This is a genomic window from Leifsonia xyli subsp. xyli str. CTCB07, assembly GCF_000007665.1.
Taxonomy (GTDB): Bacteria; Actinomycetota; Actinomycetes; order Actinomycetales; family Microbacteriaceae; genus Leifsonia; species Leifsonia xyli_C.
Map to the genome: position 1 here is coordinate 295005 of NC_006087.1, position 25772 is coordinate 320776.

21 protein-coding genes and 5 pseudogenes are annotated in these 25772 nt (G+C 68.9%); 15 read left to right on the forward strand and 11 right to left on the reverse strand.

Annotated elements, in window-relative coordinates; translation table 11 throughout:
• Positions 1-43: 43 nt before the first annotated feature.
• Together LXX_RS01405 and LXX_RS01410 are read right to left on the reverse strand one after the other, a co-directional pair.
• A complete protein-coding gene (locus LXX_RS01405; protein WP_011185325.1) occupies positions 44-1012 on the reverse strand; it encodes an NADP-dependent oxidoreductase in 969 nt (322 codons plus the stop codon).
• A 202-nt stretch (positions 1013-1214) separates the two neighbouring features.
• Positions 1215-1976 carry a YqaJ viral recombinase family protein gene (locus tag LXX_RS01410; RefSeq protein WP_011185326.1) on the reverse strand — a complete coding sequence of 254 codons (762 nt, stop codon included), beginning with the start codon at positions 1974-1976 and terminating at the stop codon, positions 1215-1217.
• A 300-nt stretch (positions 1977-2276) separates the two neighbouring features.
• Between LXX_RS01410 and LXX_RS16070 the strand changes: the two are divergent.
• The 5 genes and pseudogenes from LXX_RS16070 to LXX_RS01425 all read left to right on the forward strand — a co-directional run.
• Positions 2277-2606: pseudogene (locus LXX_RS16070) on the forward strand (extracellular solute-binding protein); the annotation flags it as partial.
• A gap of 109 nt (positions 2607-2715) precedes the next feature.
• Positions 2716-3564, forward strand: a complete 849-nt coding sequence (locus tag LXX_RS01415; RefSeq protein WP_256030914.1) for an extracellular solute-binding protein — start codon at positions 2716-2718, stop codon at positions 3562-3564.
• 218 nt (positions 3565-3782) lie between these two features.
• Positions 3783-4058, forward strand: a complete 276-nt coding sequence (locus LXX_RS15150) for a hypothetical protein (protein WP_223227683.1) — start codon at positions 3783-3785, stop codon at positions 4056-4058.
• A 78-nt stretch (positions 4059-4136) separates the two neighbouring features.
• Positions 4137-4607, forward strand: coding sequence for a carbohydrate ABC transporter permease (locus LXX_RS15155; RefSeq protein ID WP_223227684.1), 471 nt, complete (start codon positions 4137-4139; stop codon positions 4605-4607).
• A gap of 167 nt (positions 4608-4774) precedes the next feature.
• Entirely contained in the window at positions 4775-5440 is a 666-nt protein-coding gene (locus LXX_RS01425; RefSeq protein WP_223227685.1) for a carbohydrate ABC transporter permease, read from the forward strand.
• Between the two features lie 41 nt (positions 5441-5481).
• On the opposite strand, the gene LXX_RS01430 is transcribed toward LXX_RS01425, so the two are convergent.
• From LXX_RS01430 to LXX_RS01440, 3 genes are all read right to left on the reverse strand, one after another.
• On the reverse strand, positions 5482-6210 hold the full coding sequence (locus tag LXX_RS01430) for a ThuA domain-containing protein (protein WP_011185327.1): 729 nt from the start codon (positions 6208-6210) through the stop codon (positions 5482-5484).
• A 3-nt stretch (positions 6211-6213) separates the two neighbouring features.
• On the reverse strand, positions 6214-7296 hold the full coding sequence (locus tag LXX_RS01435) for a Gfo/Idh/MocA family protein (protein WP_141692903.1): 1083 nt from the start codon (positions 7294-7296) through the stop codon (positions 6214-6216).
• 165 nt (positions 7297-7461) lie between these two features.
• Positions 7462-8655, reverse strand: coding sequence for an ROK family transcriptional regulator (locus LXX_RS01440; RefSeq protein WP_011185329.1), 1194 nt, complete (start codon positions 8653-8655; stop codon positions 7462-7464).
• Positions 8656-8825: 170 nt separating this feature from the next.
• Between LXX_RS01440 and LXX_RS01445 the strand changes: the two genes are divergently transcribed.
• From LXX_RS01445 to LXX_RS01460, 4 genes and pseudogenes are all read left to right on the forward strand, one after another.
• Positions 8826-9548, forward strand: a complete 723-nt coding sequence (locus LXX_RS01445) for a sugar phosphate isomerase/epimerase family protein (protein ID WP_041768055.1) — start codon at positions 8826-8828, stop codon at positions 9546-9548.
• Positions 9545-10642: a Gfo/Idh/MocA family protein gene (locus LXX_RS01450; RefSeq protein ID WP_011185331.1), complete on the forward strand. Its 1098-nt coding sequence runs from the start codon at positions 9545-9547 to the stop codon at positions 10640-10642. Before LXX_RS01445 ends, LXX_RS01450 begins: the two co-directional genes overlap by 4 nt.
• Before the next feature lie 384 nt (positions 10643-11026).
• Positions 11027-12029 (forward strand): annotated as a pseudogene (locus LXX_RS01455) (Gfo/Idh/MocA family protein).
• Positions 12026-13078: pseudogene (locus tag LXX_RS01460) on the forward strand (sugar phosphate isomerase/epimerase family protein). The pseudogenes LXX_RS01455 and LXX_RS01460 overlap by 4 nt, the downstream one beginning before the upstream one ends.
• A gap of 186 nt (positions 13079-13264) precedes the next feature.
• Here the strand turns inward: LXX_RS01460 and LXX_RS01465 are convergent.
• A complete protein-coding gene (locus tag LXX_RS01465) occupies positions 13265-13936 on the reverse strand; it encodes an ABC transporter ATP-binding protein (protein WP_011185332.1) in 672 nt (223 codons plus the stop codon).
• A gap of 17 nt (positions 13937-13953) precedes the next feature.
• On the reverse strand, positions 13954-15498 hold the full coding sequence (locus tag LXX_RS01470; RefSeq protein ID WP_011185333.1) for an ABC transporter permease: 1545 nt from the start codon (positions 15496-15498) through the stop codon (positions 13954-13956).
• A gap of 152 nt (positions 15499-15650) precedes the next feature.
• Here LXX_RS01470 and LXX_RS01475 point away from each other — a divergent pair, with 152 nt between their 5' ends.
• The 5 genes from LXX_RS01475 to rplL all read left to right on the forward strand — a co-directional run bounded on the left by LXX_RS01475 (position 15651) and on the right by rplL (position 20013).
• The gene (locus tag LXX_RS01475; RefSeq protein WP_304607819.1) at positions 15651-16421 is read left to right on the forward strand and encodes a response regulator transcription factor; all 771 of its coding nucleotides are present in this window, start codon (positions 15651-15653) and stop codon (positions 16419-16421) included.
• On the forward strand, positions 16418-18058 hold the full coding sequence (locus LXX_RS01480; RefSeq protein WP_081423050.1) for a sensor histidine kinase: 1641 nt from the start codon (positions 16418-16420) through the stop codon (positions 18056-18058). The genes LXX_RS01475 and LXX_RS01480 overlap by 4 nt, the downstream gene beginning before the upstream one ends.
• Positions 18055-18840, forward strand: a complete 786-nt coding sequence (locus tag LXX_RS01485) for an alpha/beta fold hydrolase (RefSeq protein WP_011185336.1) — start codon at positions 18055-18057, stop codon at positions 18838-18840. The genes LXX_RS01480 and LXX_RS01485 overlap by 4 nt, the downstream gene beginning before the upstream one ends.
• 233 nt (positions 18841-19073) lie before the next feature.
• Entirely contained in the window at positions 19074-19592 is a 519-nt protein-coding gene (rplJ, locus tag LXX_RS01490; protein WP_011185337.1) for a 50S ribosomal protein L10, read from the forward strand.
• A 22-nt stretch (positions 19593-19614) separates the two neighbouring features.
• Entirely contained in the window at positions 19615-20013 is a 399-nt protein-coding gene (gene rplL, locus LXX_RS01495) for a 50S ribosomal protein L7/L12 (RefSeq protein ID WP_011185338.1), read from the forward strand.
• 762 nt (positions 20014-20775) lie between these two features.
• On the opposite strand, the pseudogene LXX_RS16485 reads toward rplL, so the two are convergent.
• Positions 20776-21018 (reverse strand): annotated as a pseudogene (locus tag LXX_RS16485) (LacI family DNA-binding transcriptional regulator); the annotation flags it as partial.
• A gap of 50 nt (positions 21019-21068) precedes the next feature.
• Between LXX_RS16485 and LXX_RS01510 the strand changes: the two are divergent.
• A pseudogene (locus tag LXX_RS01510) lies at positions 21069-22942 on the forward strand (ABC transporter ATP-binding protein).
• A 104-nt stretch (positions 22943-23046) separates the two neighbouring features.
• On the opposite strand, the gene LXX_RS14745 reads toward LXX_RS01510, so the two are convergent.
• From LXX_RS14745 to LXX_RS01525, 3 genes are all read right to left on the reverse strand, one after another.
• Positions 23047-23802, reverse strand: coding sequence for a CD225/dispanin family protein (locus tag LXX_RS14745; protein ID WP_041766976.1), 756 nt, complete (start codon positions 23800-23802; stop codon positions 23047-23049).
• A gap of 140 nt (positions 23803-23942) precedes the next feature.
• Complete coding sequence (locus tag LXX_RS01520; RefSeq protein ID WP_011185343.1) at positions 23943-24611, reverse strand: metal-dependent transcriptional regulator; 669 nt, start codon at positions 24609-24611, stop codon at positions 23943-23945.
• 33 nt (positions 24612-24644) lie between these two features.
• Entirely contained in the window at positions 24645-25679 is a 1035-nt protein-coding gene (locus tag LXX_RS01525; protein ID WP_011185344.1) for an acyltransferase family protein, read from the reverse strand.
• Positions 25680-25772: the final 93 nt, after the last annotated feature.

Consider the following 25772-nt stretch of genomic DNA (forward strand, 5'->3'; position numbering starts at 1 on the left):
AAACGCTGCGGCCGGCCGTTCGTGTCGAACGGGCTTGCGACGCCTACCCCTCCGCCACCTTCACGACGACCTTTCCACGCGTGTGCCCGCTCTCCACCGCGCGGTGCGCCTCCGCGATCTGCTCCAAGGGGTAGATCGCGTCGACGTGTACCCGCACGCTCCCCGACTCCAGAAGCCGCGCGATGACCGCCAGCGTGCTTCCGTCCGGTGCGACGCGGTAGCCGGTTCCGCGCACGCCGGCCGCCGCGGCATCCTCGGCGATACCGGGCCAGCTGCCGGTCGGCGCGTTCACGATGAGGCCGCCTGGGCGCAGAACGCCGAGGGAGCGGGCGCCGGTGTCGTCGAGGACGTTGCCGACCAGGTCGATTACGACATCCACGTCGGAGACCACCTCCTCGAACCGCATCGTGGTGTAGTCGATGACCTGGGCGGCGCCGAGGCTGCGCAGCCAGGCCGTGTTCGCGCCGGAGGCGGTCGCGATGACGGTCGCGCCGAAGTAGGCGGCGAACTGGACGGCGAAATGGCCGACCCCGTCGCTGCCGGCGTGGATGAGCATCCGCTGTCCCTCGTGCGCCCGGGCGACCTCGATCACCATGCCCCACGCGGTGAGGGCAGCGAGTGGCGCGGCTGCGGCCTCGATGTGGGAGAGGGTGGCGGGCTTGCGGACGACGCTCAGGCTCGGCGCCGACACGTATTCGGCGTAGCTGCCGCCGAAGCGTGGAACCATCGCCATCCCGAACACCTCGTCGCCCGGGCGGAGGGGATGCGCGTCGAACGGCGATTCGACGACGATGCCGCTGAAGTCGTAGCCCAGCACGGCGGGAAAACTCCGGATGGCGCCGAAGACACCGGTTCCTGCCCGTGTCTTGACGTCGATGGGGTTGACCCCGGCGGCGACGACCTTGATCAGGAACTCCGCGTTGACGCGATCGGGGGCAGGTGTCTCGCCGATGCGGAGCGAGCCGGGGCCGCCCGCTGCGTCGAGCAGTGCGGCTCGCATGGTGTTCGGCATTCGTCATCCCCTCGTTCGTCGGCCACCGCGTTTCCTGGGCCGGCTGTTTCTAGTCAAACCCGGCAATGCTTCGCCGGTGTTACGCCGGTGCCACCCGGTGTGAACAGTCTGTTTCGGATACCCCGGGGCAGAACCCTGCCGTGGCCTCATCCACCGGAGAGCGTTGCGGCAGAACCACCGGCCGATCCAGACCTTGTGCCGTCTATTCGCTGTCGCCGGTGCGGCTCCAGGCCATCGCGGGGGCGGCTGCCACCGGAGCGGCGGCTGGTGCGGTCGCCTGCCGCAGCAGTTCGATGAGATCGCCGGCCAGCGCGAGCAGGCGCGCGATCTCCGCATCGTCGCGATCCACCCACCGGCAGGTCGGCTCGTCGTGTACCGGCACGAACCCGTCGTGCTGCTCCCAGACGAACAGCGTGCGCTCGGCGCCCAGCACGTACTGCTGCCACCAGATCTGCCGCAGGTAGTGGCGCGGGACGCTGCGGAACGGCTTGTTCGTCGTCTTGATCTTGGCCAGCTCGATCCGGCCCCCTTCGCGGAGCGCGACCTCGTCCGGCGTCGCCAGGTGCCGGCGGTCGCGCTCGGCGTGGAACAGCAGGTCAGAGGGCTGGATGCCGTGTGTCGCGGCCACCCACGCCGCGATCTCCGGCTCCCGCACCCGGCCTTGCTGGGTGAACACGTTGCCCGAGAACCCGGAGCCGTTGAGCTTCTCGCGTGCAGCCGCGCGGAGCGAGCGGGGGGTCGACAGTTTGGCCACGTCGGTCGCCGTGATTCCGCGGCTGCGCGCGCGCAGCCAGCCGACGTGGTCGCTCGAGGAGGCGACGATGCGGGCGAGGTGGCCTTCCGCTCCGGGAACGGCCGGGACGACCGCGCGGGGAGCGGGGGCGGAGGCCCGCCGGTCGCTGCCCGCCAGGACGAGCGGACGGTAGAGGTCCGCTGTGGCGGATGCGGTGGAGCGGTCGAACATCCGACCATTCTGCCGCGACCGGGCGGGCTCCGCCTTCAGCCCACGCCTGCGGCGCCGAGCTGGCGGGGCGTTTCGCCGGCCGCCGTTCCCAGCACACATGTATACCGTCGCCCATCAGGTGACTTTTGCTTGACATTAGGCATAAGTATCTCTAAGGTTAAATAACCTCAGGCATTCAAGCCTGGGGTCCAGGGGCGCACGGGCGACTCCCCGCTCCGCTCGTGCGCCCCGACGGCCGATGACGACGAAAGGACCCTGTTCATGAGACCCCCACGCAGTTCCCGGCCCGCTCGGATCGGGATGGCGGTCGCACTGGCGACGGCTCTGGCGCTCGGAGCGAGTGCCTGCTCCCCCGGCGGATCAGGCTCGGACTCCGGGTCCGGCACCATCCTCAGCTACTGGGCCACGAACCAGGGCACGAGCCTCGACAGCGACAAGGAGACCCTCGCGCCGGTGCTCGCCGATTTCGAGAAGGAGACCGGCATCGCGGTCACATTGGAAGTGATCGGCTGGAACGACATGCAGACCCGTCTGCAGACCGCCGTCACCTCCGGTCAGGGGCCGGATGTCACCAACATCGGCAACACCTGGGCGGCTTCCCTCCAAGCGACCGGCGCTTTCCTCCCTCTCGGCGACGCTGAGCTGAAAGCGATCGGGGGCGCTGAGAAATTCGTCCCGACCGCGTTTCAGACCGGTGGGGCCGCGGGCGAGACCCCCCACGAGCGTCCCCCTGTACGGCTTGGCATACGGCCTCTACTACAACAAGAAGATGTTCGCCGACGCGGGACTCGAGCCGCCGGCGAGCTGGGAGGAGCTGATCGCCGCCGGAAAGAAGCTCACGGCGGGTGGCGTCCACGGCCTTGTGCTCACGGCCGGCGCATACACCACCAATTCGCATTTCGCGTTCATCGACGCCGCCCAGAACGGCGCCGACCTGTTCGACAAGTCCGGTCGGCCCACGTTCGCGGACGACGCGGTGGTCGACGGCGTGCTGCGCTACCTCGATCTCATGCAGTCGGCGCGGATCGTCGACCCCGCGGATGCCCAGAAAGCCAACACGGCCGAGTCCGTCAGCGTCTTCGCGCGCGGCGAAGCGGCGATGATGATCATGCAGAACAACGCCAGCTCGACCGTCCTCGCCAACGGGGTGGCGGCCGACGCGTTCGGCGTCGTCCCGTTCCCGGCGCCCGCCGGCGCTAAGCCGATCGCCAGCCATGTCGCTGGGATCAACGTCTCGGTGTTCAAGAACACCAAGCACAAGGACGCCGCGCTCAAGCTGGTCGACTACCTTACCAGCGAGAAAGTGCAGGCCCGTCTCGGCGCCGAGTACTCCACGCTTCCGGTGCTCACGGGCATGGAGCCGGCCTTCAAAGGCGATCCGGCGCAGGCGGCGGTGTTCCAGCGGGTCTACGAAACGATGGCGAAACCGCTGCCGCTCGTCCCCGCCGAGGACCAGTACGAGGCCACCGTCGGCAAAGCCATGAACGACCTCTTCGCGCGCATCGCCACCGGTTCCACGGTGAGGCGGGATGACGTGAAGAAGGCCCTTCAGACCGCCCAGGACGACGTCGCCGCGTCGCTGGGCTGACCGACAGGACGCGCGGGGAGCCACCATCCTTCCTCCCCGCGCGTCCGCCGATCGTCACAGGAGTCTTGTCATGACCACTGCTTCCCGCCCCGGCGCCGCTGCGCCCCGCGAGGCCCGCTCGACAGGCCCGTCCCGGCGGCGTCTTCGCGCACCGCTGGCTGCCGCTCGCGCTCCTCGCTCCCGCGCTCGTCTTCGAGTTCGGCATCCACCTCGTCCCGATGCTCACCGGCGTCTGGATCAGCCTGCTCAAACTCACCAAGTTCTTCGTCGCCAACTGGGGTGAGGCGCCGTTCGTCGGATTCGCCAATTACGCTGTCGCGCTCGACGTGAACGGCGCGGTCGGCGCCGGACTGCTCCGCTCGTTCGCGATCACCTGTGCCTTCACGGTGCTCGTGGTCGGGCTGTCCTGGGGGTTCGGGACGGCTGCGGCCGTCGCGTTGCAGCGCTCCTTCCGCGGGCGCGCCGTCCTGCGCACGCTCTTCCTCATCCCGTAAGCATTGCCGGCCTACGCGGCTGTGATCGCGTGGAAGTTCATGTTCCAGCGCTAGAGCGGCGCGGTCAACCACATCCTCGTGGACACGCTCGGCTGGATGTCCGACAAGCCGTTCTGGCTCATCGGCGACAACGCCTTCCTCGCGGTCGTCGTCACGGCGATCTGGAAGCTGTGGCCGTTCGCCTTCCTCATGCTCATGGCGGGCATCCAGTCGGTCCCGGCCGATGTGTACGAGGCGTCAGCGGTCGACGGCGCCTCACCGTTCCGGCAGTGGCGCTCGATCACGCTGCCCATGCTGCGCCCGGTGAACCTGGTGCTGGTGCTGGTGATGTTCCTCTGGACGTTCAACGACTTCAACACACCGTTCATCCTGTTCGGCTCGGCGCAGCCGCCCGCGGGCGACCTGATCTCGTTCCACATCTACAACTCGTCGTTCCTGACCTGGAACTTCGGCTCGGGCGCGGCGATGAGCGTGCTCCTGCTGCTATTCCTCCTTGCGGTCAGCGGCGTCTACTTCGCCCGCACGAATCGGAGGTCCCCGGATGCATGACACCGTCGGGTCGCGCGTCTTCCGCGTCGCGACCCTCACCCTGCTCGCACTCTTCACGATCGTGCCGGTCTACGTCATGGTGACGTCTGCTCTCAAGCCGCTCGAAGGTGTACAGAGCGCCTTCGCCTGGTGGCCGACGACCATCACCGTCCAGCCGTTCGTCGATTATGTGGTCGACCGTGCCGCTCGCGTCGTACTTCGTCAACAGCCTCATCGTGTCGAGCGCGGCCACGTTCTTCAGCGTGCTGATCGCGATCTTCGCCGCGTACGCCGTGTCGCGCTACCGCTTCCGCGGGCGCACGCTGTTCACGACGACGGTGCTCTCGACACAGATGTTCCCCGGGGTCCTGTTCCTGCTGCCGCTGTTCCTCATCTTCGTGAACCTCAACCAGGCGGTCGGGATTCAGCTCGTCGGGACGCACTGGGGACTTGTGATCACGTACCTCACATTCTCGCTGCCCTTCGCGATCTGGATGCTGGCGGGCTACTTCGACGGTATCCCGCGCGACCTCGACGAAGCGGCGACGATGGAAGGCTGCGGTCCGCTGCGCACACTTTTCGGCGTCGTCCTCCCCGCCGCCCGCCCGGGGGTGGTCGCGGTCGCCATCTACAGCTTCATGACCGCGTGGGGAGAGGTGCTGTTCGCCTCGGTCATGACCAGCGCCGAGAACCGCACGCTCGCGGTCGGCCTGCAATTCTATTCCACCCAGACGAACGTCTACTGGAACCAGATCATGGCGGCATCGCTCGTCGTCAGCATCCCGGTCGTCGTGGCGTTCCTGCTTCTCCAGCGGAATTTCGTGGCCGGGCTGACCGCTGGTGCGGTCAAATGAGACGCGTGGCCGGCCGGATGAACAGCCGGCCGGCCACGCCTTCAGACCGGTTGCGGGTTCGAGACCGCCGGCGCACGGCGGGCTCCCGGCGAGGGTGCGGCCCAGCGCACGCCGTTGGCGAGCACACGGCGAACCTGCGGGTGGAAGTACACCGGGTACTCCTGATCCCCCGGGGAGAAATAGAAGATCTTCCCGCGACCGCGTGTGAAGGTCACTCCGGAGCGGAACACCTCTCCGCCGGTGAACGAGCTGATGAACACCAGGTCATCGGGCGCGGGGATGTCGAAGAACTCCCCGTACATCTCCTGAGCCTCGATCACGATCGGCTGCTCGACGCCCTCGGCGATCGGGTGCGCCGGGTTCACATTCCACACCAGCTCGCGCTCGCCGCCCTCCAGGTTGCGCCAGCGCAGCGAGCAGGTCGTGCCGAGCATCCGGGTGAAGATCTTCGAGAAGTGGCCGGAATGCAGCACGATCAGGCCCATCCCGCCGAGGACATGCTCGCGCACCCGTTCGACCACCGCGTCGGTGACCTGGTCGTGCGCGATGTGCCCCCACCAGAGCAGCACATCGGTCTCAGCGAGCACTTGTTCGCTCAGGCCGTGCTCGGGGTCGGCGAGCGTCGCGGTGCGCACCAGGACCGCATCGCCCAGCAGTTCGCTCAGGCCGGTGGCGATAGCCCTGTGGATGCCGTCGGGGTAGATGGCGGCGATCTCGGGCTGGGTGGTCTCGTGGACGCCCTCGTTCCAGACGGTGACACGCAGCGTCATCGCTCAGGCTCCCTTGGTGGCGGTGGCGGTGGCGGTGGCGGTGGCGGGATCCTCGCGTCCCGGGCTTGCGGGTGTCAGCCTCACCTCGGTGCTGAGGCGGGCGGACTCGTAGGCGGCGTCGATGACGCGGGCGCGCTCCAGCGCGAGCGAACCGTCCCACTGCGACCAGTTGGCCCGGTCGGCGACGTGCTCGAGGAAAGTCTCCACGACGGCCAGGTGCCCGCGGCCCGCGTCGGCGGTGATCGAGACGTCCTCGGACTCCTCGCCCTCGCCGGAGAAGAGGGTCAGCTCACCCGTAGGCGCGTAGTCCTTGACCCGCAGGTCGGCGCCGCCCTCGGTGCCGTACAGCGTGATCCCGAACTCGTCGCCGGCGGGACGGTAGGCCGCCCAGCTTGTCTCCACGATGATCGAGCCGCCGCCCTCCAGGCGCAGCAGCAGGCTCGCCAGGTCTTCGACCTCGTAGGCCGAACCCACGTTCCGACGGTCGGAGGCCGAGCCGCCACGGCCGCGCACGCCGAGTTCGGAGTGGGTGACCGCCGAGACCGCGGTCACTCGCGGCTCGCCGAAGAGATACAGCGCGTAGTCGAGCACGTGTACGCCGATGTCGATCAGCGGACCTCCGCCGGCCATCTCGCGATTGGTGAACCAGCTTCCGAGTGCCGGGATGCCAGAGCGCCGCAGCCAGCTCGCGCGCGCGTGATACGGCCGGCCGATCCTCCCGTCGTCGATCGCGGCCTTGAGCGCTTCGATGTCGCCGCGCCGGCGGTGGTTGAAGGCGACCTCGAGCACGCGACCGGAGCGGTGGGCGGCGTCCACCATCCCCTGCGCTTCGGTGGCCGTGCGGGCGATCGGCTTCTCGCTGAGGACGTGGATGCCGGCGTCCAGCGCCCCGATCGCGATCGGGGCGTGCAGGAAGGTCGGGACGGCGACGCTCACGACATCGAGGTTCCCGTCCGCGACGAGCTCGCGCCAGTCGCTGTACCGGCGGGCGATGCCGTATTTGTCGCCGAGTTCGGCGCGCGGGCCGTCCTCCATGCCGGCGATGGCGACGAGTTTGGCGCCCGGCAGGGCCGCGTAGGCGTCCATGTGCTGCTGGCCGGCCCAGCCGAGGCCGACGACGCCGGCGCGGAGGGGGTGGGATGCGGTGGTCACGGCTGTCCTTTCAGGGGGTGACGGTGTGGGGTGGGTCCGGGTGGGCGGTGGGTCGATTCCTTCGACGCCCGGCGCTCCTCGCCGCCGGTGCGAAAGCGGTCAGCGGGAGGAGAAAGACCGCGCGCTGGCGGTCTCCGGGTCCAGCGCGTGCTGGATCACCATGATCGCGGCGCCGATCGCTCCGCCGGTCTCGCCGGAGCGGGACTGCGTGATCGTGAGGTGCTGCGTGGCGAGCGGAGTGGAGCGGTGGTAGACGACTTCGCGAACTCCGGCGAGCAACTGCTCGCCGACGCGAGACAGGCTGCCGCCGACGATGACGAGGGAGGGGTTCAGAAGGTTGACGCAGGTCGCGATGACCTCGCCGAGGTCGCGGCCGGCCTGGCGGATCGCCTGAAGAACGGCGGGGCTGCCGGTGCGCGCGAGTGCGACGACGTCGTCGCTGGAGTCGGCGGGGACGCCCGCCGCCGTCAGCGTACGCGCGATCGCTGGACCGCTGGCGAGCGCCTCGAGGTCGGCTTCCTGCGCACCGTGGCTCGGGGTCTCGATGCCGAACGGCACCCGCACATGGCTGAGGTCGCCCGCGGAGCCCTGCGCTCCCCGCTGCAGGCGTCCGCCGCTGATGATCCCGGCGCCGATGCCCGTCGCCACCTTGACGAACAGGATGTCCGTCTGGTCCGGCCAGATCAGCGCGTGTTCGCCGAGCGCGAGCAGGTTCACATCGTTGTCGACCAGCACCGGCACATCGAAGACGCGGCGGACGTAGGCCGGGATGCCGAAACGGTCCCAGCCGGCCATGATCGGCGGGTTGACAGGCAGGCCCGTGGAGTGCTCGACCGGCCCGGGCACGCCGATCCCTATGCCGATGAGGTCGTCCGGCGGCCGTCCGGTCGCCGCGTACAGACGCTTCGCGCTCGCGATCGCCCAGTCGAGCACCGCCTCCGGCCCGTCAGAGATCAGCAGCCGCTGCGACTCGCTCGTCATGATGTTGCCGGCTAGGTCTGCCAGAGCGACGACGCCGTGGGTCGCGCCCAGATCGATGGCGATGGCCACGCGCGATCCGGGGTTGAACCGGATGCGCGCCGGCGGCCGGCCACCGGTCGAGACGTCGTCGCCGGCCGGTGCGACCAGGCCCGCGGCGGTGAGGCTGTCGATGCGCACCGCGATGGTCGAGCGGGCGAGACCGGTGAGTTCGGCGAGCTGTGCCCGGGTGCGCGGGATGCCGTCGCGCAGGATCGCCAGCAGGTCCGCGGCGTCCGTAGCGACGATGCCGGGCTCGCGAGGGCTGTCGGTCATGACAGGTATTGAACCACACCGCTGCCGGGCGATCCAAAGAATGTCAGAATTCCGGTGACTTTTGATTGACATCCGGCAAAAGTCCGGCTTGAATGGATCTCAGCGCATCACGCGCTATATCACCACAACAAAACTCGACGAGGAGAAAAGTGTCGACGTCAAAACTCTCCGTGCAGCTCTATACGGTCCGTGAGCTTCTGACCGAGGACATGGTCGCAACGCTGGGCCGCATCACCGAGATCGGCTTCACCCAGGTCGAGCCCTTCGCGTTCCTTTCTTTCGGGGAGAAGCTGCGGCAGGGCCTCATCGGGGCCGGGCTCGCCGCCCCCACCGCCCACCAGGGTTTCATCGGCGGTGATGTGGACGAGGTGTTCGCGGCCGCCGCGGAGCTCGGCATCCAGACCGTCATCGACCCGTATGTCCCGGCTGAGCGCTGGCAGACCGCGGCCCAGGTCGCCGCGACGGCCGACCAGCTCAACGCCGCGGTCGAGATCGCTGCCCGTCACGGTGTCCGCGTCGGTTACCACAACCATGCCCACGAACTGGAGAGCACCATTGAGGGCGTCAGTGCCCTCGAGTACTTCGCCGGTCTGCTCGCCCCGGAGGTTGTGCTCGAGGTCGACACCTACTGGGTCACCGTCGGTGGCCACGATCCCGTGACTCTGCTCCCCGCGCTCGGCGACCGTGTGGTCGCGCTGCACGTCAAAGATGGCCCCGGCACCACGGAGACCAAAGATCAGGTCGCGGTCGGCCACGGCTCCCTCCCGATCGAGCAGATCATCGCCGCCGCTCCCGGCGCCCTGCGGGTCATCGAGCTCGACGATTCCCGGGGCGACCGCTTCCAGGCTGTCGCAGACAGCTACGCCTTCCTCACCGAAAAGGGCCTCGCGTGAGCGGCGGCGTGGTTGGCGTCGGCGTCATCGGCGCGGGCGTCATCAGCGACCAGTACCTGGAGAACCTCACCTCCTTTCCGGATCTTGATGTGCGCTTCGTCGCGGACATCGATGAGGAGCGTGCCCATGTCCAGGCCGAGAAGAACGGCGTCCCGGGAGCCGGTTCGGTCGCCGAGCTGCTGGTGGACGACAGCATCGAGATCGTCGTGAACCTCACCATTCCGAAGGTCCATGTCGCCGTCGCCCTGCAGGCGCTTGAGGCTGGCAAACATGTGTGGAGCGAAAAGCCGTTCGCCCTCGACCGCGTGAGCGGAAAACAGCTGCTCGCTGCGTCGAACGCCAAGGGCTTGCGCGTCGCGACCGCTCCGGACACCTTCCTCGGCGCCGGCATCCAGTCGGCCCGCCGCCTGGTGGAGAGCGGGGCGATCGGCGTGCCGCTCACCGCGCTGACGCTCATGCAGAGCCCGGGGCCGGAGTCGTGGCACCCGAACCCCGACTTCCTGTTCCAGGAGGGGGCGGGCCCGCTCTTCGACATTGGACCCTACTACCTGACGGCTCTCGTCCAGTTGTTCGGACCGATTCGTCGAGTGAGCGCCGCGGCTTCCCGGGCCAAACCCTCGCGCGTGATCGGCTCCGGCCCGCGCGCCGGCGAGTCGTTCGAGGTCACCGTGCCGACGCACGTCAGTGCGCTGTACGAGTTCGTCAGCGGACAGACGGCGCAAGCCATTTTCTCCTTCGACTCTAAGCTCGGCCGGACCCTCTTCGAGGTTGCCGGTGTCGATGCCACGGTGGCCGTTCCCGACCCCAACACGTTCGAGGGCGACCTCCTCGTCCACGGTGCTGACGGTGTCGAGACCGTTCCCGCGACCGGCTCCACTGCTTCGCGTGGAATCGGCGTCGTCGAACTCGCTCGTGCCATTCGGGCGGAGGTGCCTGAGCGCGCTTCCGGCGAGCAGGCATACCACGTCCTCGACGTGATGGCGGCGACCATCGAGGCGGGCGAGTCCGGTGTCCCCGTCGAGATTGAGAGTATCGTCAAGGTGGCTCCGGCTCTCCCCGAGGGATGGGACCCGTGCGAGGCGACACTGGTTTAGCAGAGGCACGGTCGCGGGCTGACCGGCGCCGTGGCCGGACCGAAGGACGAACAGGCTGAGAAGGATGGATGTGCGCAGAAGGATGGGCGGGACAGTCAAGTATGAGCGCTCGGTGAGAACCCCGGCCGAGAGGAGAGTGGCGATGACCGGTGTGGTGAACGCGGTCTGTGCGGAAGCGGCGCTCGCACGAACGGAGTTCACCGGATTGGGGTGTACCCGATGAGCCTGGCCGGAGCAAGCTCGGGCGCGCGAGGCACGACCCCTCAGCACGCCGCCGCCACGGAAGCCACCTCTCAGACGCGGAGCGTCGTCGGCGGAGTGCTGCGGCGCGACGGGAGACGAGAGGGCGAACGGGTGCGGGCGGCGATCGTGGGGGGCGGCTTCATGGCTGAGGTCCGCTCCCGGGCGGCGCGGGCGGCGCGGGCTGAGCTTGTCGGGATCGTCTCCTCCAGCCCGAGTCGCTCGGTCGCCGCGGCCGAACGACTCGGGATCGGGCGGGGGTTCGACTCCCTCGAGCAGGTTCTCACCGACGACACGATCGACGTCGTGCATGTCACCACTCCGAACGCTCTGCACGCCGAGCAGGCGGCGGCGGTGCTCGCGGCCGGCAAGAACGTCGTGTGCGAGAAGCCCCTCGCGACCACCGTCGCGGATGCGGAGGCCATCGTCGCGGCGGCGGCGTCCGCCGGAACGACGGCCACCGTTCCGTTCGTCTACCGCTTCCACCCGCTCGTGCGGGAGGCGCGGGCGCGGTTCGCCTCGGGAGACGCGGGAGCGGTCCTCAGCGTCAACGCGTCCTACTTGCAGGACTGGTTGCTGGCTCCGGCGGACGACAACTGGCGTGTCGACGTGGCGCAGGGCGGACGCTCGCGAGCCTTTGCCGACATCGGCTCGCATCTCGTCGACCGCGAAGACCGTGTTCGCCGAACGTGCTGCGCACTCCGCGATCACCACCGAGGACGCCGCGGCGATCGTCATCGAGACAGCGTCCGGCGCCATCGGAACACTGCTGGTGTCGCAGGTCGCGCCGGGGCGGAAGAACCGGTTGTGGCTCGAGATCGCTGGCAGCAGGGAGAGCGTCGCGTTCGACCAGGAGCAGCCCGAGACGCTCTGGGTGGGCCGGCGGGCGGGGACCCTGCTGTTCCCCCGGGACGCCGGCCAGCTCAGCGAGGACGCGGCGCGGCTCTGCGTCGTCCCGCCCGGGCACCCACAGGGCTATCAGGACGCGTTCACCGCGTTCGTGGCCGATAGCTACGCAGCCGTCGCGGGGGAGAGCCCCGACGGGCTGCCTCGCTTCGAGGACGGACTGCGCGCCGTCCGGTTCACAGAGGCGGTGCTCGACTCGGCTGAGGCGGGTACCTGGATCGAGACAGGAACGAACCCATGACTGAGTACACGACCGACAGCCCGGCATCCGCCGAATCCGGGCGGACGCACCCCGTCACGCTCTTCACCGGGCAGTGGGCCGACCTCACTCTCGAAGAGGTAGCGAAGCACGCCAGCGAGTGGGGCTACGACGGACTCGAGATCGCCTGTTCGGGCGAACACCTGGACGTCTGGCGGGCCGCGGAAGACGAGGCCTATCTCCGGGGGCGGCTCGATATTCTCGACAGGTACGGGCTCAGGGTGTGGGCCATATCCAACCATCTGAAAGGCCAGGCGGTCTGCGATGACCCGATCGACTTCCGGCACCAGGCGATCGTCGGTTCGACGGTGTGGGGCGATGGGGAACCCGAAGGGGTGCGCCAGCGCGCCGCCGAGGAGCTGAAGCTCACCGCGAAGGTCGCGCGCAAGCTCGGCGTGGACACGGTCGTCGGTTTCACGGGGTCCAAAATCTGACCGTACGTCGCACAGTTCCCGCCGGTCCCGGCCCAGGTCATCGACGCCGGCTATCAGGACTTCGCCGACCGGTGGAACCCCATCCTGGACGTCTTCGGCGGCGAGGGTGTGCGTTTCGCCCACGAGGTCCACCCGTCCGAGATCGCCTACGATTACTGGTCCAGTGTCCGCTCGCTGGAAGCGATCGAGCATCGGGCGGCGTTCGGATTCAACTGGGACCCGTCGCACATGATGTGGCAAGACATCGACCCGGTCGGTTTCATTGTCGACTTCCAGGACCGGATCTACCACGTCGATTGCAAAGACACTCGCCTCCGTCCGAAGAACGGCCGCGCCGGCGTGCTCGGTTCGCACCTCCCGTGGGGGGACCCCCGTCGCGGCTGGGACTTCGTCTCCACCGGGCACGGCGATGTGCCCTGGGAGGACTCATTCCGCGCCCTCGAGTCGATCGGCTACACCGGCCCGATCTCGATCGAGTGGGAGGACGCCGGGATGGACCGCCTGCACGGAGCGAAGGAAGCGGTGGGTTACATTCGCTCGCTCCTCTGGAGGCTGCCGACGGCATCCTTCGACGCGGCGTTCAGCAACCAGGACTGACCCCGTGCGCCGGGGCCGGCTGACCGGGCTCTGCGGGCGATGGCATCCGGGTGGGCGGCGCGGAGCGGGCGTCTCCTCGCACCCCCGCTCCGCCCAACGCCTCAGAGAGACCATCACGATCAGCCCCATCCGCCGCACCGTCCCCCCGCCCTGTCGCTTGTCCGCTCTGCCCGCGTGTCCGACCGCTCAGGCGACCTCTTTCACCTGACCGTGTTTGATGTTCAGCCGCCGCTGGGCACGTTTGGCGACGGCGGTGTCGTGGGTCACGATCGCCATGGTCAGTCCACGGTCGCGCCACAGGCCTTCCAGGAGGTCCATGATTTCGTCCCGGGTCTCCTCGTCCAGATTCCCGGTCGGCTCGTCCGCGAGGAGGACACCCGGGTTCTTCGCCAGTGCCCGGGCGATGGCGACGCGCTGCTGCTGGCCTCCGGAGAGCTCGGATGGGAGGTGGTTGCCGCGATCCGCGAGGCCGACTGATGCGAGGGCCTCGGCCGCGCGGAGCTTGCGCTCCCCCGCGCTGATGCGGAGCGGGGCGAGAGCGGTCTCGACATTCTCCTGGGCGCTCAGCGTCGGGATGAGGTTGAAGCTCTGGAAGACGAAGCCGATCTCGCTCGCGCGGAGGGCGGTCAGCTTGTGGTCCCCGAGCGTCGACAGGCTCGACGCGCCGAGCGAGATATCGCCCGAGCTGGGGCGGTCGAGCGCTCCCAGCATCTGCAACAGCGTCGACTTGCCGCCGCCGGTAGGGCCCTGGATGGCGACGAGCTGACCGTCGGGGATCTCGAGGGTCACATCGTCGAAGGCGATGACCTCCCGCTTGGACCGGTTGTATTTCTTGGTGACGTTCGTCAGAGTGTACACAGGACGCTCCAGAGGTTTCAGGCGACCGAGCGCAGGGCGGCCGCGGGACGGAGACGGGAGGCGCGCCACCCGCCGATGGCTCCGGCGATCAGACCGCCGAGGAGGGCGAGGCCGACGACGATCCAGACGGTGATCGGGGCGTGGAGGGCGATTTCGGCGGTGTTCCGCGTGGCGGCCCGGAGACCCTCGAAGCCCCCGACCCCGAAGCCGCCCTCGGCGCTGGCGCCCGCGCCGGGGCCGGGGCCGCCGGGTGTGGTTCCCGCCCCCCGGCCGGCAGCCCCGGCTGAGCCGGAGCCGATGCTGCCGGTCAGGGTCGGGGAGATCACATTCACCACGAGCACTCCGAGGAGGCCGACCGCCACACCGATCACACCGCCGATGAGACCCTGCACGACCGACTCGCCCGCGACCTGCCCGACGATGCGGCGGTTGGACCAGCCGATCGCCTTCAGGGTGCCGAACTCGCGGGTGCGCCGGGTGACGCCGGAGATGGTGAACAGGATGGCGATGAGGAAAGCCGCTGCGAGCACGATGACCGAGAGCCAAGTGCCGAGGTTCGCGATCAGCTGCCCGGCGCTGCCGAGCGAGCCGGAGACCGTGGATGCCAGGTCGGCCTGGGTGCTGACCGTCGCTCCGGGGAGTGCTTTGGTCAGATCGGCTTTGATCTGATCGATGTCGCTGGAGGAGGCGGCCGTGACATAGACCGACGAAACCTTGCCGGACTGGCCCGAGAGGGTCTGGGCGACATCCAGGGGGAGATAAGCGTTGGCCGCGGTCGTCGAGTCGGCGCCGGTGGCGGAGACGATCCCGATCACTTTGAAATCGGTGCCGCCGATGGCGATGGTGTCGCCGACGGCCTTGCTCGCGGTTTTAGCGTACGCGGCGTCCAGGATCGTCACATCCGCGCCTTTGTCGGCGGCGGTGAAGGTGCGGCCGCTCGACAGCGACACCGAGGCGAGCGGTCCGACCGACTCGCCGGCCGGGTCGAGACCGAGGACCGAGAAGGAGTCGACGGTGAACGAACTTCCGCCGGCCCCGTCCGCGCCACCTGTCGGCGGCGGGGTGGTCTCGGTCTGGCTGGCTCCGGTCCCTCCGGTCTGCCGCTGTTCCGGCATCTGCTGAAAATCGGGGAGGGTGCCGCTGAAACTGGTGTTCGTGAGCGACAGCACCGCCGCGGCGGCGGAGACGTTCTCGACCTTCTTCGCGGTCGCCAGCGTGCTGGCGTCCATCGCGGTCGCGCCGCGAGCGGGCTCCAGACGGGAGGTGTCGACCTGGCGGCCGGTCCCGGTGTCGGCGCCCGCCTCGGCGCCGAAGTCGAAGCGCGGTCCGCCCCCGGCGCCCCGCTGCGCGTTCGCGGTCTGCGCGGTGGCCGGCTGGCTGACCGTGATGTCGGTGCCGACACCGTAGACGGATTGCAGGACGCTCGCCTGCGCCTCTTTGACCCCGGCGGAGACGGCGTCGACGATGATGACGAGCGCGATTGCGAGGGCCATGCCGATGGCGATGATGGCTGTCTGCTTGCGGCGGTTGAGCAGCTCACGCCGCAGATAGGTCCCGAACATTGGTTTCCGCTTCTCTCGGGTCGAATGACTACGGAGGGAAAGTAGGCCGGGGCGTTTTCGGAACGCTGTGGCGAACCTATGGTTCTGCCGAGTGGAGGCTTCTCAGGGTGTCCATGGTTTTCTCAAAGACACCGTCAAGACCTCTCCTGATAATGAGGAAGGTGACCATCAATGCCCGAGCCGCCTCCGGCCCCTCCACCCAGCCCAGAACACTCCTGCGCCGCGCGGACGGCAGCTCCATTCGTGTGCTCGTCGTCGATGACGAGCACACGCTCACGGATCTGCTCGCCATGGCCCTCCACTACGAGGACTGGGAGGTGAAGACCGCCTCGAACGGGCAGCAGGCTCTCCAGTTCTCCCGAGAATTTAGGCCGGATGTCGTGGTTCTGGACATCATGCTCCCCGACATCGACGGCTTGCAGGTGCTTTCCCGGATGCGCGCCGACGGCAATGAGGCTCCCGTCCTCTTCCTCACCGCGAAAGACGCGCTGGACGACCGCATCGCCGGTCTCACCGCCGGAGGCGACGATTACGTCACGAAGCCGTTCAGCCTGGAGGAGCTGGTCGCCCGCCTCCGCGGCCTGCTGCGCCGGTCACGCGCCGCGGTCGCCGACCAGGACGACCCTGTTCTCGTCGTGGGCGACCTCGTGCTGGACGAGGACAGCTACGAGGTGCATCGCGACGGCGAGCCGATTCAGCTGACGGCCACCGAGTTTGAACTGCTGCGCTTCCTCATGCGGAATCCGCGGCGCGTGCTGAGCAAAGCGCAGATCCTCGACCGGGTGTGGAGCTACGACTTCGGGGGGTCCTCCAGTGTGGTCGAGTTGTACATCTCGTACCTGCGCAAGAAGATCGACGCGGGGCGCACCCCGATGATCCACACCGTCCGCGGAGCCGGTTATATGGTGAAGGCCGTGCAATGACCACTGCCCGCTCGGCGGGCGCTCCGACCACCGGCCGCGTGCGCGGCTGGTTCGCGCACATCCGTCCGTTCCGCTCGTGGGCCCTCCGCAGCCGGGTGGTTCTCGTCGTCGTCGCGATGCTCGCGGTTCTCGGTGCGGCGATCGGGACGGTCAGCGTCCTCGCACTGCGTACCTACCTGATGCAGCGCCTCGACGGGCAGCTCACGAGCGCACTTTCCCGCGGCGCGCATGCCGCCGACAGTCTGTTCGGCGCGTCGCCGACCGGGCCCGAGGGCATCCGGATCGTGGCCGCCCCCGGTCAGCCGACGGGGACGTTCGGCACCATTCGCAGCGGGAACCAGTTCCTCTTCCCCGTCATCCTCACCGACCGTCCGGCCGGCAGCGCCGACAACCATCCGGCGGAGCCGCGGGTCGTCGGTCTCATCCCGGGCGATCAGCTCCGCTCCCTGCCCGCGGACGCCAATCCGCGCACGATCGACTTTGGCTCCGCTTACGGCGACTACCGCGTTGCCGCGTACCCGCTCGAGAACGGCGACTCCGTCATCATCGGCCTGCCGCTCAGCGACGTTCAGGCGACCGTGGGCCGGCTGACGTTCGTCATCGTCCTGGTCACCCTCGCCGGGATCGTCTCCGCCTTTTTCCTCGCGAGCTTTGTGATCCGCCTGGCCATGCGTCCGCTGGAGCGTGTCGCGGGGACGGCCGAACAGGTGGCGCATATGCCGCTCGACCGCGGCGATGTGGCGCTCTCCGTCCGTGTCCCCGAGGAGGACACCGATGCGCACACCGAGGTGGGCAAAGTCGGCGCGGCCCTCAACCGGATGCTGGGGCATGTCGCGTCGGCCCTGACCGCCCGGCAGGCGAGCGAGCTGAAGGTGCGCCAGTTCGTCGCCGACGCGAGCCACGAGCTGCGCACGCCGCTGGCGTCCATCCGCGGGTACGCCGAGCTGACCCGCCGCTCCCCGCACGAGCTGCCGCGCGACGTCACCCATTCGCTCGGCCGCATCGAGTCGGAGGCCACCCGGATGACCTCGCTCGTCGAGGACCTCCTCCTCCTCGCCCGCCTGGACGAGGGCCGCGAGCTCGACCGGGACCCCGTCGATCTCTCGCTGCTGCTCGTGGACGCGCTGAGCGATGCCCACGCCGCCGGGCCCGGCCACGCCTGGAGCATCCTCCTGCCGGAGGAGCCCGTCGACGTGCTGGGCGACGCGCAGCGGCTGCACCAGGTCGTGGCGAACCTGTTGGCGAACGCGCGCCTGCACACGCCGGAGGCGACGAAGGTCACGGCGTCGCTGACGGTGGATGCGGAGGCCGGGCAGGCCGTCGTCACGGTCGCGGACGACGGTCCCGGCATCCCGGAGGGGTTGCAGTCCACGCTGTTCGAGCGGTTCGCGCGCGGCGATAGCTCGCGGGCCCGGACGACGGGCTCGACGGGCCTGGGGCTGGCGATCGTGCAGGCGGTCGTGGTGGCGCACGACGGGACGGTGTCTGTGCAGAGCCGGCCGGGTGACACCGTGTTCACGGTGCGGTTGCCCCTGGCGCTCGCCGCCGAGCAGACCGCGGCGGTGGATGGAGCCGGAGCAGAAGCCGCAGCCCCGGTGGCTCCGGAGACCGGTCCGGGCGTGGGGGACGTGCGATGACACCGACGCTCGTTGCCGTGACGGAGTATGGTTTGTCCTCCGCTCCGCCTCTCCTCTATATCCGCGCTCTGCCCGCGGAGAGCGGCCGGCCGTGCGGTTTCGGCCGGGCGTTCGAGCGGTGGGTGCTGCGCGGGCCGGCGCGCGAACGCGCCGTCTACGCGGTCGGACGCCCGATGTCGCTGCCGGTGGATGCGGACATGTCGCGGCTCGCGGAGGTGTACGCCAACGTTGTGCGGGGGCGTTTCGACGGGCCGGTCTCCCTGATGGGAATGTCGACGGGCGCGAGTGTCGCCTTGCAGCTCGCGGCCGACCATCCCGAGCTCGTGGACAGCCTGGTCGTCGCGGCGGGCGCCGGGCGCCTCAGTCCGCGGGGCCGGGCCGTGCAGCGCCGGTACGCGGCGATGCTCGCGGCGGGGGGTCACCGGGCTGCGGCGGAGCTGGCGAGCGCGACGATGTCGTTCCGGCGTCTGGACCCGCTGGTGCGAGCGGCGACGAGGCTTCTCCCCGCGCCCGATGACATCGAGAGCCTCTTGACGATCCTGCGTGCGGAGGACGGATTCGATGTCCGGGACCGTTTGGGGCGGGTCGGCGCCCCGACGCTCATCCTCTCCGGCGGACGGGACGTGTTCTACCCGGCCGAACTCGGTCGCGAGACGGCGGTGAGGATGCCACGCGCTACGCACATCGTCTACCGGGACCGGGCGCACGGCGGTGTCCCGCTGCATCCGAGGTTCGCCGCCGACATCGCCGCGTTCCTGCGGCGGACGCAGCCAACGGGGTGATTTGCGCATCCGCACGCCCATCCCGTACCCTGGTCGAAGCCAAAGACCGCTGGTTGTCGTGACTGCACGACCGAAGACTCATTTCGATGGGGGCCTGCGCAGGTAAAGAAGCGTGTCTCGCAGTTCTCTGCGTCTCCAGCTCCGTTCCCTGCGCCGGAGCTTTTTCTTTTGCCCGCGGTCGAGGCGCACATCGCCCCCGCGGTGTGCGACGAAGAAGATTAGAGGAGTAGGCCATGGCGAACAAGGAAGCTACGGTCGCCGAGCTGGAGAACCTGTTCGACAGCTCGACCGCCGTTCTGCTGACCGAGTACCGCGGTCTCACTGTCGCGCAGCTCAAGACGCTGCGCACGTCCATCAGTGAGCACGCAACGTACGCCGTGGTGAAGAACACGCTGACCAAGATCGCGGCCAACAAGAAGGGCATCTCGTCGTTCGACGAGGAGCTCGTCGGTCCGTCCGCGATCGCCTTCGTGCATGGTGACCCGGTCGCCGTCGCGAAGTCGCTGCGTGACTTTGCCAAGGCAAACCCTCTGCTGGTGGTCAAGAGCGGTTACTTCGACGGTAACCCGCTGACCGCAGAAGAGGTAGGCAAGCTCGCCGATCTCGAGTCCCGTGAGGTTCTGCTGGCCAAGCTGGCCGGCGCCTTCAAGGCCTCGCTGTTCGGAGCCGCATATCTGTTCAACGCACCGCTGTCGCAGGCCGTTCGCACGGTCGATGCGCTGCGTGAGAAGCAGGAGTCCGCTGCTGAGTAATCACACACTAAGGAGAGAAATCATGGCAAAGCTGTCGACTGACGAGCTGCTCGAGGCGTTCAAGGACCTGACCCTGATCGAGCTGAGCGAGTTCGTGAAGAAATTCGAGGAGACCTTCGAGGTCACCGCCGCCGCCCCCCCCGTCGCCGTCGCCGCGGCCCCCGCCGCCGGTGGCGCCGGTGCCGCCGCCGAGGATGCTGAGCAGAAGGACTCGTTCGACATCGTTCTCGAGTCCGTCGACGCCAGCAAGAAGATCCAGGTCATCAAGGAGGTGCGCGCCCTCACCAGCCTCGGCCTCGGTGAGGCGAAGGCCCTCGTCGACGGCGCTCCGAGCACCGTTCTCGAAGGCGCCAACAAGGAGGCCGCCGACAAGGCCAAGACCCAGCTCGAAGGAGCTGGCGGCACCATCAACCTCAAGTAGTCGCGGCCCCCTCCGGGGCGCTCCTACCGCAGGTTGATCGGCCACGCGACGCGGACTCCTCCCACCAGAGAGCGTTCCGCGTTGCGGAGGGCGTCGACCCCGTCACGGGGGCGACGCCCTCCCGTGTTTAACGCGGGGAGCGAGCGGATTGATCTCCATCAGGACCGCAGCGCCGGTCTCTCGCAGAGTGTGGAGTCGATCATCGGCTTCCGTTCCGCCCGGAACTGCGAAGAGCCGCCCTGTCCTAGTCAGGGCGGCTCTTCCCGTTCCGGAGCTCAAGAGTTCGGCAACGGGCGGTCGCCGGCTGGCGATCGTGCCTACCCGAAAGGCGCGATCGGCCAACGGCCAACGGCCAACGGAACTATTATTCCAAAACGTGAGCGTCCTGCGGTTCAGGATGGCCGATTTGACGGAGATCGTCTGAAGATTCCGTGTGTCAGTGCGGGGGAGCGGTGGAGCTGCGGACGACGAGCGTCGCCGCCGCCCCCACCGAGCGTGTATACGGCTCCGCGCCGCCGAGTTCCTCGAGCAGCATCCGTGCGGCTGTCACACCCTGCTCGAACGGGTTCTGGGCATCATCCAGTCGCGGTTGCAGAACGATGTCCGCGGAGTCGCGAACGTCCTCACGAACACGGTGTCCAGGCCCTCCAGCACCTGTGTGTAGAACCATCGGCTGACCGAGGGGACGAGCACGCCTAGAGCGAGCGTGCGCCCGCTCGCCCGCCCCGATGCGCTCGACGATGCGACAGAGCCGATCTCGTCCGCCGCCCGGTGTGCGGCGTCGCGGGTCTTGTCGGACACATTCGGGAGCCCCCGCAGCGCCCGGGAGACCGTCGCCGTGGAGACGCCGGCCGCCTGGGCGGCCTTCGGATGGACAGCGTCGTGGTGGCGTGCCCGTTGCTGCCGCCGGTGAGGATCTGCGGCAGGTCGTAGATGCGCAGCGCGTCCAGAACGCGAAACAGCTCCTGACCCCTCCCTCTCCGCTGGCTTTGTCGCGCGTTTCAGCGGCGGCGGGGATGCGCGGCCCGGAGAGTTACTCTGAACTCATGAGCGGGATGCGCGGAGTCGGCGGCGGTGGGGTGCGGTCGCGTGTCAGCGGTGGGGACGCCGAAGCGCAGAAGGCGCTGAACGCGACAGCGCCCCGCATCCCGCATTTGTTCCGGCGGATCATGGCGCTCTTCGCGCCGTACCGGGCCGCGATCGCGCTGACGATGGCGCTGGTGCTGATCGGCCCGCGCTGTCGGTGATCCCGCCGCTGCTGACGCAGCGGGCCTTCGACGATGGTCTGTTCCCGAAGACGGGGAGGCCGGACCTGCCGATGCTGATCGAGACCGTGGCGCTGATGGTCGTGGTGTTCGTCAGCTCGGCTCTGCTCGGGGTGTGGCAGACCTATCTGACCGCGTCGGTCGGCAACAAGCTGATGATGGGGGCGCTGCGGGTGCGGTTGTTCTCGCACCTGCAGTCGATGGAGCTGAGCTTCTTCACGAAGACCAAGACGGGCATCATCCAGTCGCGGTTGCAGAACGATGTCGGCGGAGTCGCGAACGTCCTCACGAACACGGTGTCGAGCGTCCTGGGCAACACGGTCACGGTGATCGCCGCGCTGGTCGCGATGCTGCTCCTCAACGGGCAGCTGACGATTGTGGCCGTGATCCTCATGCCCCTTCTGGTGATCGCGCAGCGGCGGGTCGGGCAGGCGCGGGCGCGGATCGTGACGAAGACGCAGGAGTCGCTGTCGGATATGACCGCGATCACACAGGAGACGCTGAGCGTGTCGGGCATCCTGCTCGCGAAGAGCTTCAACCGGCAGCGCGCCGAAGTCGAGCGCTACTCCGACGAGAACCGCACCCAGATTCGCTTGCAGGTCTCGCAGGCGATGAGCGGCCAGTGGTTCTTCGCGATGGTGAACATCTTCCTCTCGTCCATCCCCGCGATCGTCTACCTCGTCTCGGGCTGGCTGGTGCTCGGCGGTGCGACCGACATCACCGCGGGCACGATCGTGGCGTTCACGACCGTGCAGGCGCGGCTGCTCTTCCCGCTGCTCGCCCTCATGCGGGTGGCGCTCGACCTGCAGACGTCCGGTGCGCTGTTTGCGAGGATCTTCGAATACCTCGACCTCAAGCCGGCCATCGTGGACCGGCCGGATGCGGCGCCGGTCGACTCCGGGCGCGAACTCGGGCGGATCGAGTTCGACCGCGTCGCCTTCCGCTACCCGGATGCGCGGCAGGGGGAGCGGAACACGCTCGACGACGTCTTCTTCGTGATCGAACCGGGTCAGTTTGCCGCCTTCGTGGGGCCGAGCGGGGCGGGGAAGACCACCGTCTCGTACCTCATCCCGCGATTCTACGACGCGACGAGCGGGCGCATCCTGTTCGGCGGAACGGATCTCCGAGCGCTCCGGCAGGAGTCGCTGGTCTCCCACATCGGCGTCGTGAGCCAGGAGACGTACCTCTTCCACGCGACCATCGCCGAGAATCTGCGCTACGCACGGCCGGACGCGACGCAGGAGGAAGTGGAGTCGGCGGCGCGGCGGGCGAACATCCACGACACGATCGTCGGCTTTCCAGATGGCTACGAGACCGTGGTCGGCGAACGGGGCTACCGGCTCTCGGGAGGCGAGAAGCAGCGGATCGCCATCGCGCGCGTCCTGCTCAAGGACCCCGCAGTTCTGATTCTGGACGAGGCGACCAGTGCGCTCGACAGCATCTCGGAGCGCGTGGTGCAGCAGGCGCTGGACACGGCTTCGCGCGGCCGCACGACCATCGCGATCGCCCACCGCCTCTCCACCATCGTCGCGGCCGACGTCATCTTCGTTGTCGACCGCGGTCGGATCGTGGAGCGGGGGAACCACCGGCAGCTGCTGGAAGCCGGGGGCGTCTACGCGCTGCTGCACGGGGAGCAGCTCGAAGGCTCACTGCTCGACAGCTGAGCGGGGGAGCGGAGCCCCCCGGACGATCGTCCGTCCGGGGCTCCACCGTCGCCGGCCTGGCGCTGGACCGGCGTTCGCGGCGCTGATCGCGACGGGGCGACCGCCTAGCCGCGCGCGGAACCGGTGAGCTCGCCGCTCTCTTCCGCGGAGACGAGGAAGCAGGTGATGCCGCGCTTCTGCATCGACCAGGAGGCGGACGTCGGGCCGAAGTAGTTGATCGCGTATCCGGAAGCGTCGGTCTCCGCTCCGATGTACTGCGCAAACGCTTCCCCGGTGCAGGCTTTGCCGGCCGCCGCTTTCACGGCCTCGGCGCCGGGGAACGCGGCGTCGCCGGCCATCTCGAAGGTGTGGAAGACCTCGGCAGTGTGGGGCCCGGCGCAGTCGAGGACTTCGATGGTGCTCGCGATTCCGCTGGCCGGGAGCGCCAGGCAGTCGCCGACCTTGAGATCCTCGACAGCGATCGACGCATCCGAGACGGCGTCTTCGGTCTCGGAGGCGTCGAGGGAGGGGGAGGCCGTCGTGGACGCGGCGTTCACGACGAAGGCTGTGGCCGCTATCGTCATGACGACCGAGGCCAGCACCAGCACGGCGCCGACGCAGGTGCCGACGATCGCCAGAGTGCGGGCGCTCTTGCCGGCTGCGGTCGCCGCCGGGAGGTCCTGGGCCGCGAGCGCGCGCCGCGCGGCGACCGATTTGAGGATCGCGGCGATGCCGACCGGCCAGAACAGCACGGTGGAGACGATCGAGAAGGCGAGGTGGGTCGCCGGCGGCCGGGGCTGCGCCGCCTGCTGGGGCTGCGGCGGCTGGGGCTGGGCGGACCCAGGCTGCTGCGGGGTTCCGGGGGCAGGCTGAGACGTCACGGTGGGACTCCTTATGGGTGGTCGGATACGCGAGAATCGAGCACCGCTGTTCACCCTAGAGGGGAAGGCCCCCCGCTCAGTGACGGTCCACACGGAATTTGCGCAGACACGGCCGGCCGGCCCGAGTTCGCGCGACCGGTCTAGCGGGTCGCCACCCAGACCGCCCCCGCCGCTGTCGAACCGAGAACCATCGGCTCGCCGTGGAGGCGGACCGTCACATCCCCCGCGAACTCCCGATGCTCGTCCACCGTGACCTCCGCATCCAGCCCGATGCCGCGCTCGCCGAGGTAGCGGAGGATCGCGGGATCGGCGTCCGAGATGCGGACCACGGTCAGCGCGACGCCGGTCTGCGCCGTGAGCAGCGGGGCGGCGTCCGCTCGCCGCGGCGTGCCGTCGGCCGTCGGGATGGGGTCGCCGTGCGGGTCGCGCGCCGGGTAGCCGAGGCGGCGGTCGATCCGGTCGATCAGTTCGTCGGAGACCGCGTGCTCGAGCACCTCGGCCTCGTCGTGGACCTCGTCCCAGCCGTAGCCGAGCTCCTCTACGAGGAACGTCTCGATCAGCCGGTGCCGGCGGACCATCGCGACCGCGCCGTGGCGGCCGGCGTCCGTGAGTTCGATGCCGCCGTACGGCTCGTGTGCGAGCAGGCCCTGGTCGGCGAGACGGCGGATGCCGTCGGAGACCGTCGCTGCCCGGACGCCCATCCGCTCGGCCAGCTGTTTGACGGTGATGGGGTCGCCCTCCCACTCGGTCGCGCACCAGATGACCTTCAGGTAGTCCTGGGCCACGGAGGAGAGGGAGGACACGGGCATGAGTCAGATTCTAGGCTCTGCGAGGAGGACGTCTCACGCCGGATGGGCGCGGCGACCGCCGTGGGCGATGACGGCGACCATCCGCTCCAGCGGGCCGCCCCCGAGGAAGCGGCGGAAGAGGGCAGCGCCGGCGAGGGACCCGGCGCTCAGGAGCGCGACCATCCACCAGTGGTCGTCGGACGGTGAGAAGAAGCGGGTCCAGACGCCCAGAACCGCCAGATGGGCGACGTAGAAGGTCAGGGTCATCGAACCGAGCGTGGCGAGGGGGGAGAGGACCCTGCCGAGGGGCGAGCCCGGCCGGGCGGTGACCTGTCCGGCCAGGACGCAGAGGGCGAGAACGATGAGTGCCCACCCGGTCGAGACGCTGAGCTCGGGCAGTGTGCCCGAGTGCGGGGAGACAGCGACGTCGAGGAGGGCCGCGGCGGCGTAACCCGCCGTCAGGAGGGCGATCCCGGTCGCTCCGGTCGCGAGCATGGTGCGTGTGCGGAAACCGACGCGCGCGATTGTGAGTCCGACGAGGGCGAAGGCGAGCACCGAGGTGACCCGGAAGGCGGGATCGAAGAAGAGAAAACCGGCGACTATCGTCGTCAGGCGCGGGAGGAGCGCCCCGGGCAGGCCCCACGACGCCGGGGTTCCGTTCGCGACGACCGGCATCAGCGTGGAACTGGCGACCGCTGCGACGGCGGCCGCCACCGCAAGCCACCGCGCGCGGACGAACAGGAACGGCAAGAGCAGCAGGCAGACGGCGCCGCAGTAGTGCAGGATCGGGTACACCTGCGCCCCGAAGAGTCCGACCAGGATGCCGAGAGCGATCAGCAGCAGTCCCCGGATGGCGAACCCGTAGCGGAACCGGCTGCGCGACATCCCCCGGCCGTCCGCGAGGGCGCGTCGGGAGGCCAGACCCGCCGAGACGCCGACGGTCACCGCGAACAGCGGCATCGCGAAGTGGTCGGAGAAGTTGAGCAGCTTGAGAGGGAAAGGCGAGTCCCTCGTGAGCGGCGCCGTGTGCGCGATGAACACGGCCAGCAGCGCCACACCGCGCGCCAGGTCGACTCCGAGTATTCGCATCCTGGCAGGCTAGGCGGAGGCTTCCGCGGCTGTGGCGCCCCAGTGGCTCGCTGTGTGCGGGAGGCTCCCGAATGCGGTGCTGGAAGCGTTCGC

What these genes read in the sequence shown, in the direction of transcription:
- LXX_RS01405 (WP_011185325.1), bottom strand. Translation starts at nt 1,012, where the DNA reads ATGCCGAACACCATGCGAGCCGCACTGCTCGACGCAGCGGGCGGCCCC.
- LXX_RS01410 (WP_011185326.1), bottom strand. Translation starts at nt 1,976, where the DNA reads ATGTTCGACCGCTCCACCGCATCCGCCACAGCGGACCTCTACCGTCCG.
- LXX_RS15150 (WP_223227683.1), top strand. Translation starts at nt 3,783, where the DNA reads ATGCTCACCGGCGTCTGGATCAGCCTGCTCAAACTCACCAAGTTCTTC.
- LXX_RS01425 (WP_223227685.1), top strand. Translation starts at nt 4,775, where the DNA reads ATGTGGTCGACCGTGCCGCTCGCGTCGTACTTCGTCAACAGCCTCATC.
- LXX_RS01430 (WP_011185327.1), bottom strand. Translation starts at nt 6,210, where the DNA reads ATGACGCTGCGTGTCACCGTCTGGAACGAGGGCGTCCACGAGACCACC.
- LXX_RS01435 (WP_141692903.1), bottom strand. Translation starts at nt 7,296, where the DNA reads ATGGACGCCTACGCGGCCCTGCCGGGCGCCAAACTCGTCGCCATCGCC.
- LXX_RS01440 (WP_011185329.1), bottom strand. Translation starts at nt 8,655, where the DNA reads ATGACCGACAGCCCTCGCGAGCCCGGCATCGTCGCTACGGACGCCGCG.
- LXX_RS01470 (WP_011185333.1), bottom strand. Translation starts at nt 15,498, where the DNA reads ATGTTCGGGACCTATCTGCGGCGTGAGCTGCTCAACCGCCGCAAGCAG.
- LXX_RS01475 (WP_304607819.1), top strand. Translation starts at nt 15,651, where the DNA reads ATGAGGAAGGTGACCATCAATGCCCGAGCCGCCTCCGGCCCCTCCACC.
- LXX_RS01480 (WP_081423050.1), top strand. Translation starts at nt 16,418, where the DNA reads ATGACCACTGCCCGCTCGGCGGGCGCTCCGACCACCGGCCGCGTGCGC.
- LXX_RS01485 (WP_011185336.1), top strand. Translation starts at nt 18,055, where the DNA reads ATGACACCGACGCTCGTTGCCGTGACGGAGTATGGTTTGTCCTCCGCT.
- rplJ (WP_011185337.1), top strand. Translation starts at nt 19,074, where the DNA reads ATGGCGAACAAGGAAGCTACGGTCGCCGAGCTGGAGAACCTGTTCGAC.
- rplL (WP_011185338.1), top strand. Translation starts at nt 19,615, where the DNA reads ATGGCAAAGCTGTCGACTGACGAGCTGCTCGAGGCGTTCAAGGACCTG.
- LXX_RS01520 (WP_011185343.1), bottom strand. Translation starts at nt 24,611, where the DNA reads ATGCCCGTGTCCTCCCTCTCCTCCGTGGCCCAGGACTACCTGAAGGTC.
- LXX_RS01525 (WP_011185344.1), bottom strand. Translation starts at nt 25,679, where the DNA reads ATGCGAATACTCGGAGTCGACCTGGCGCGCGGTGTGGCGCTGCTGGCC.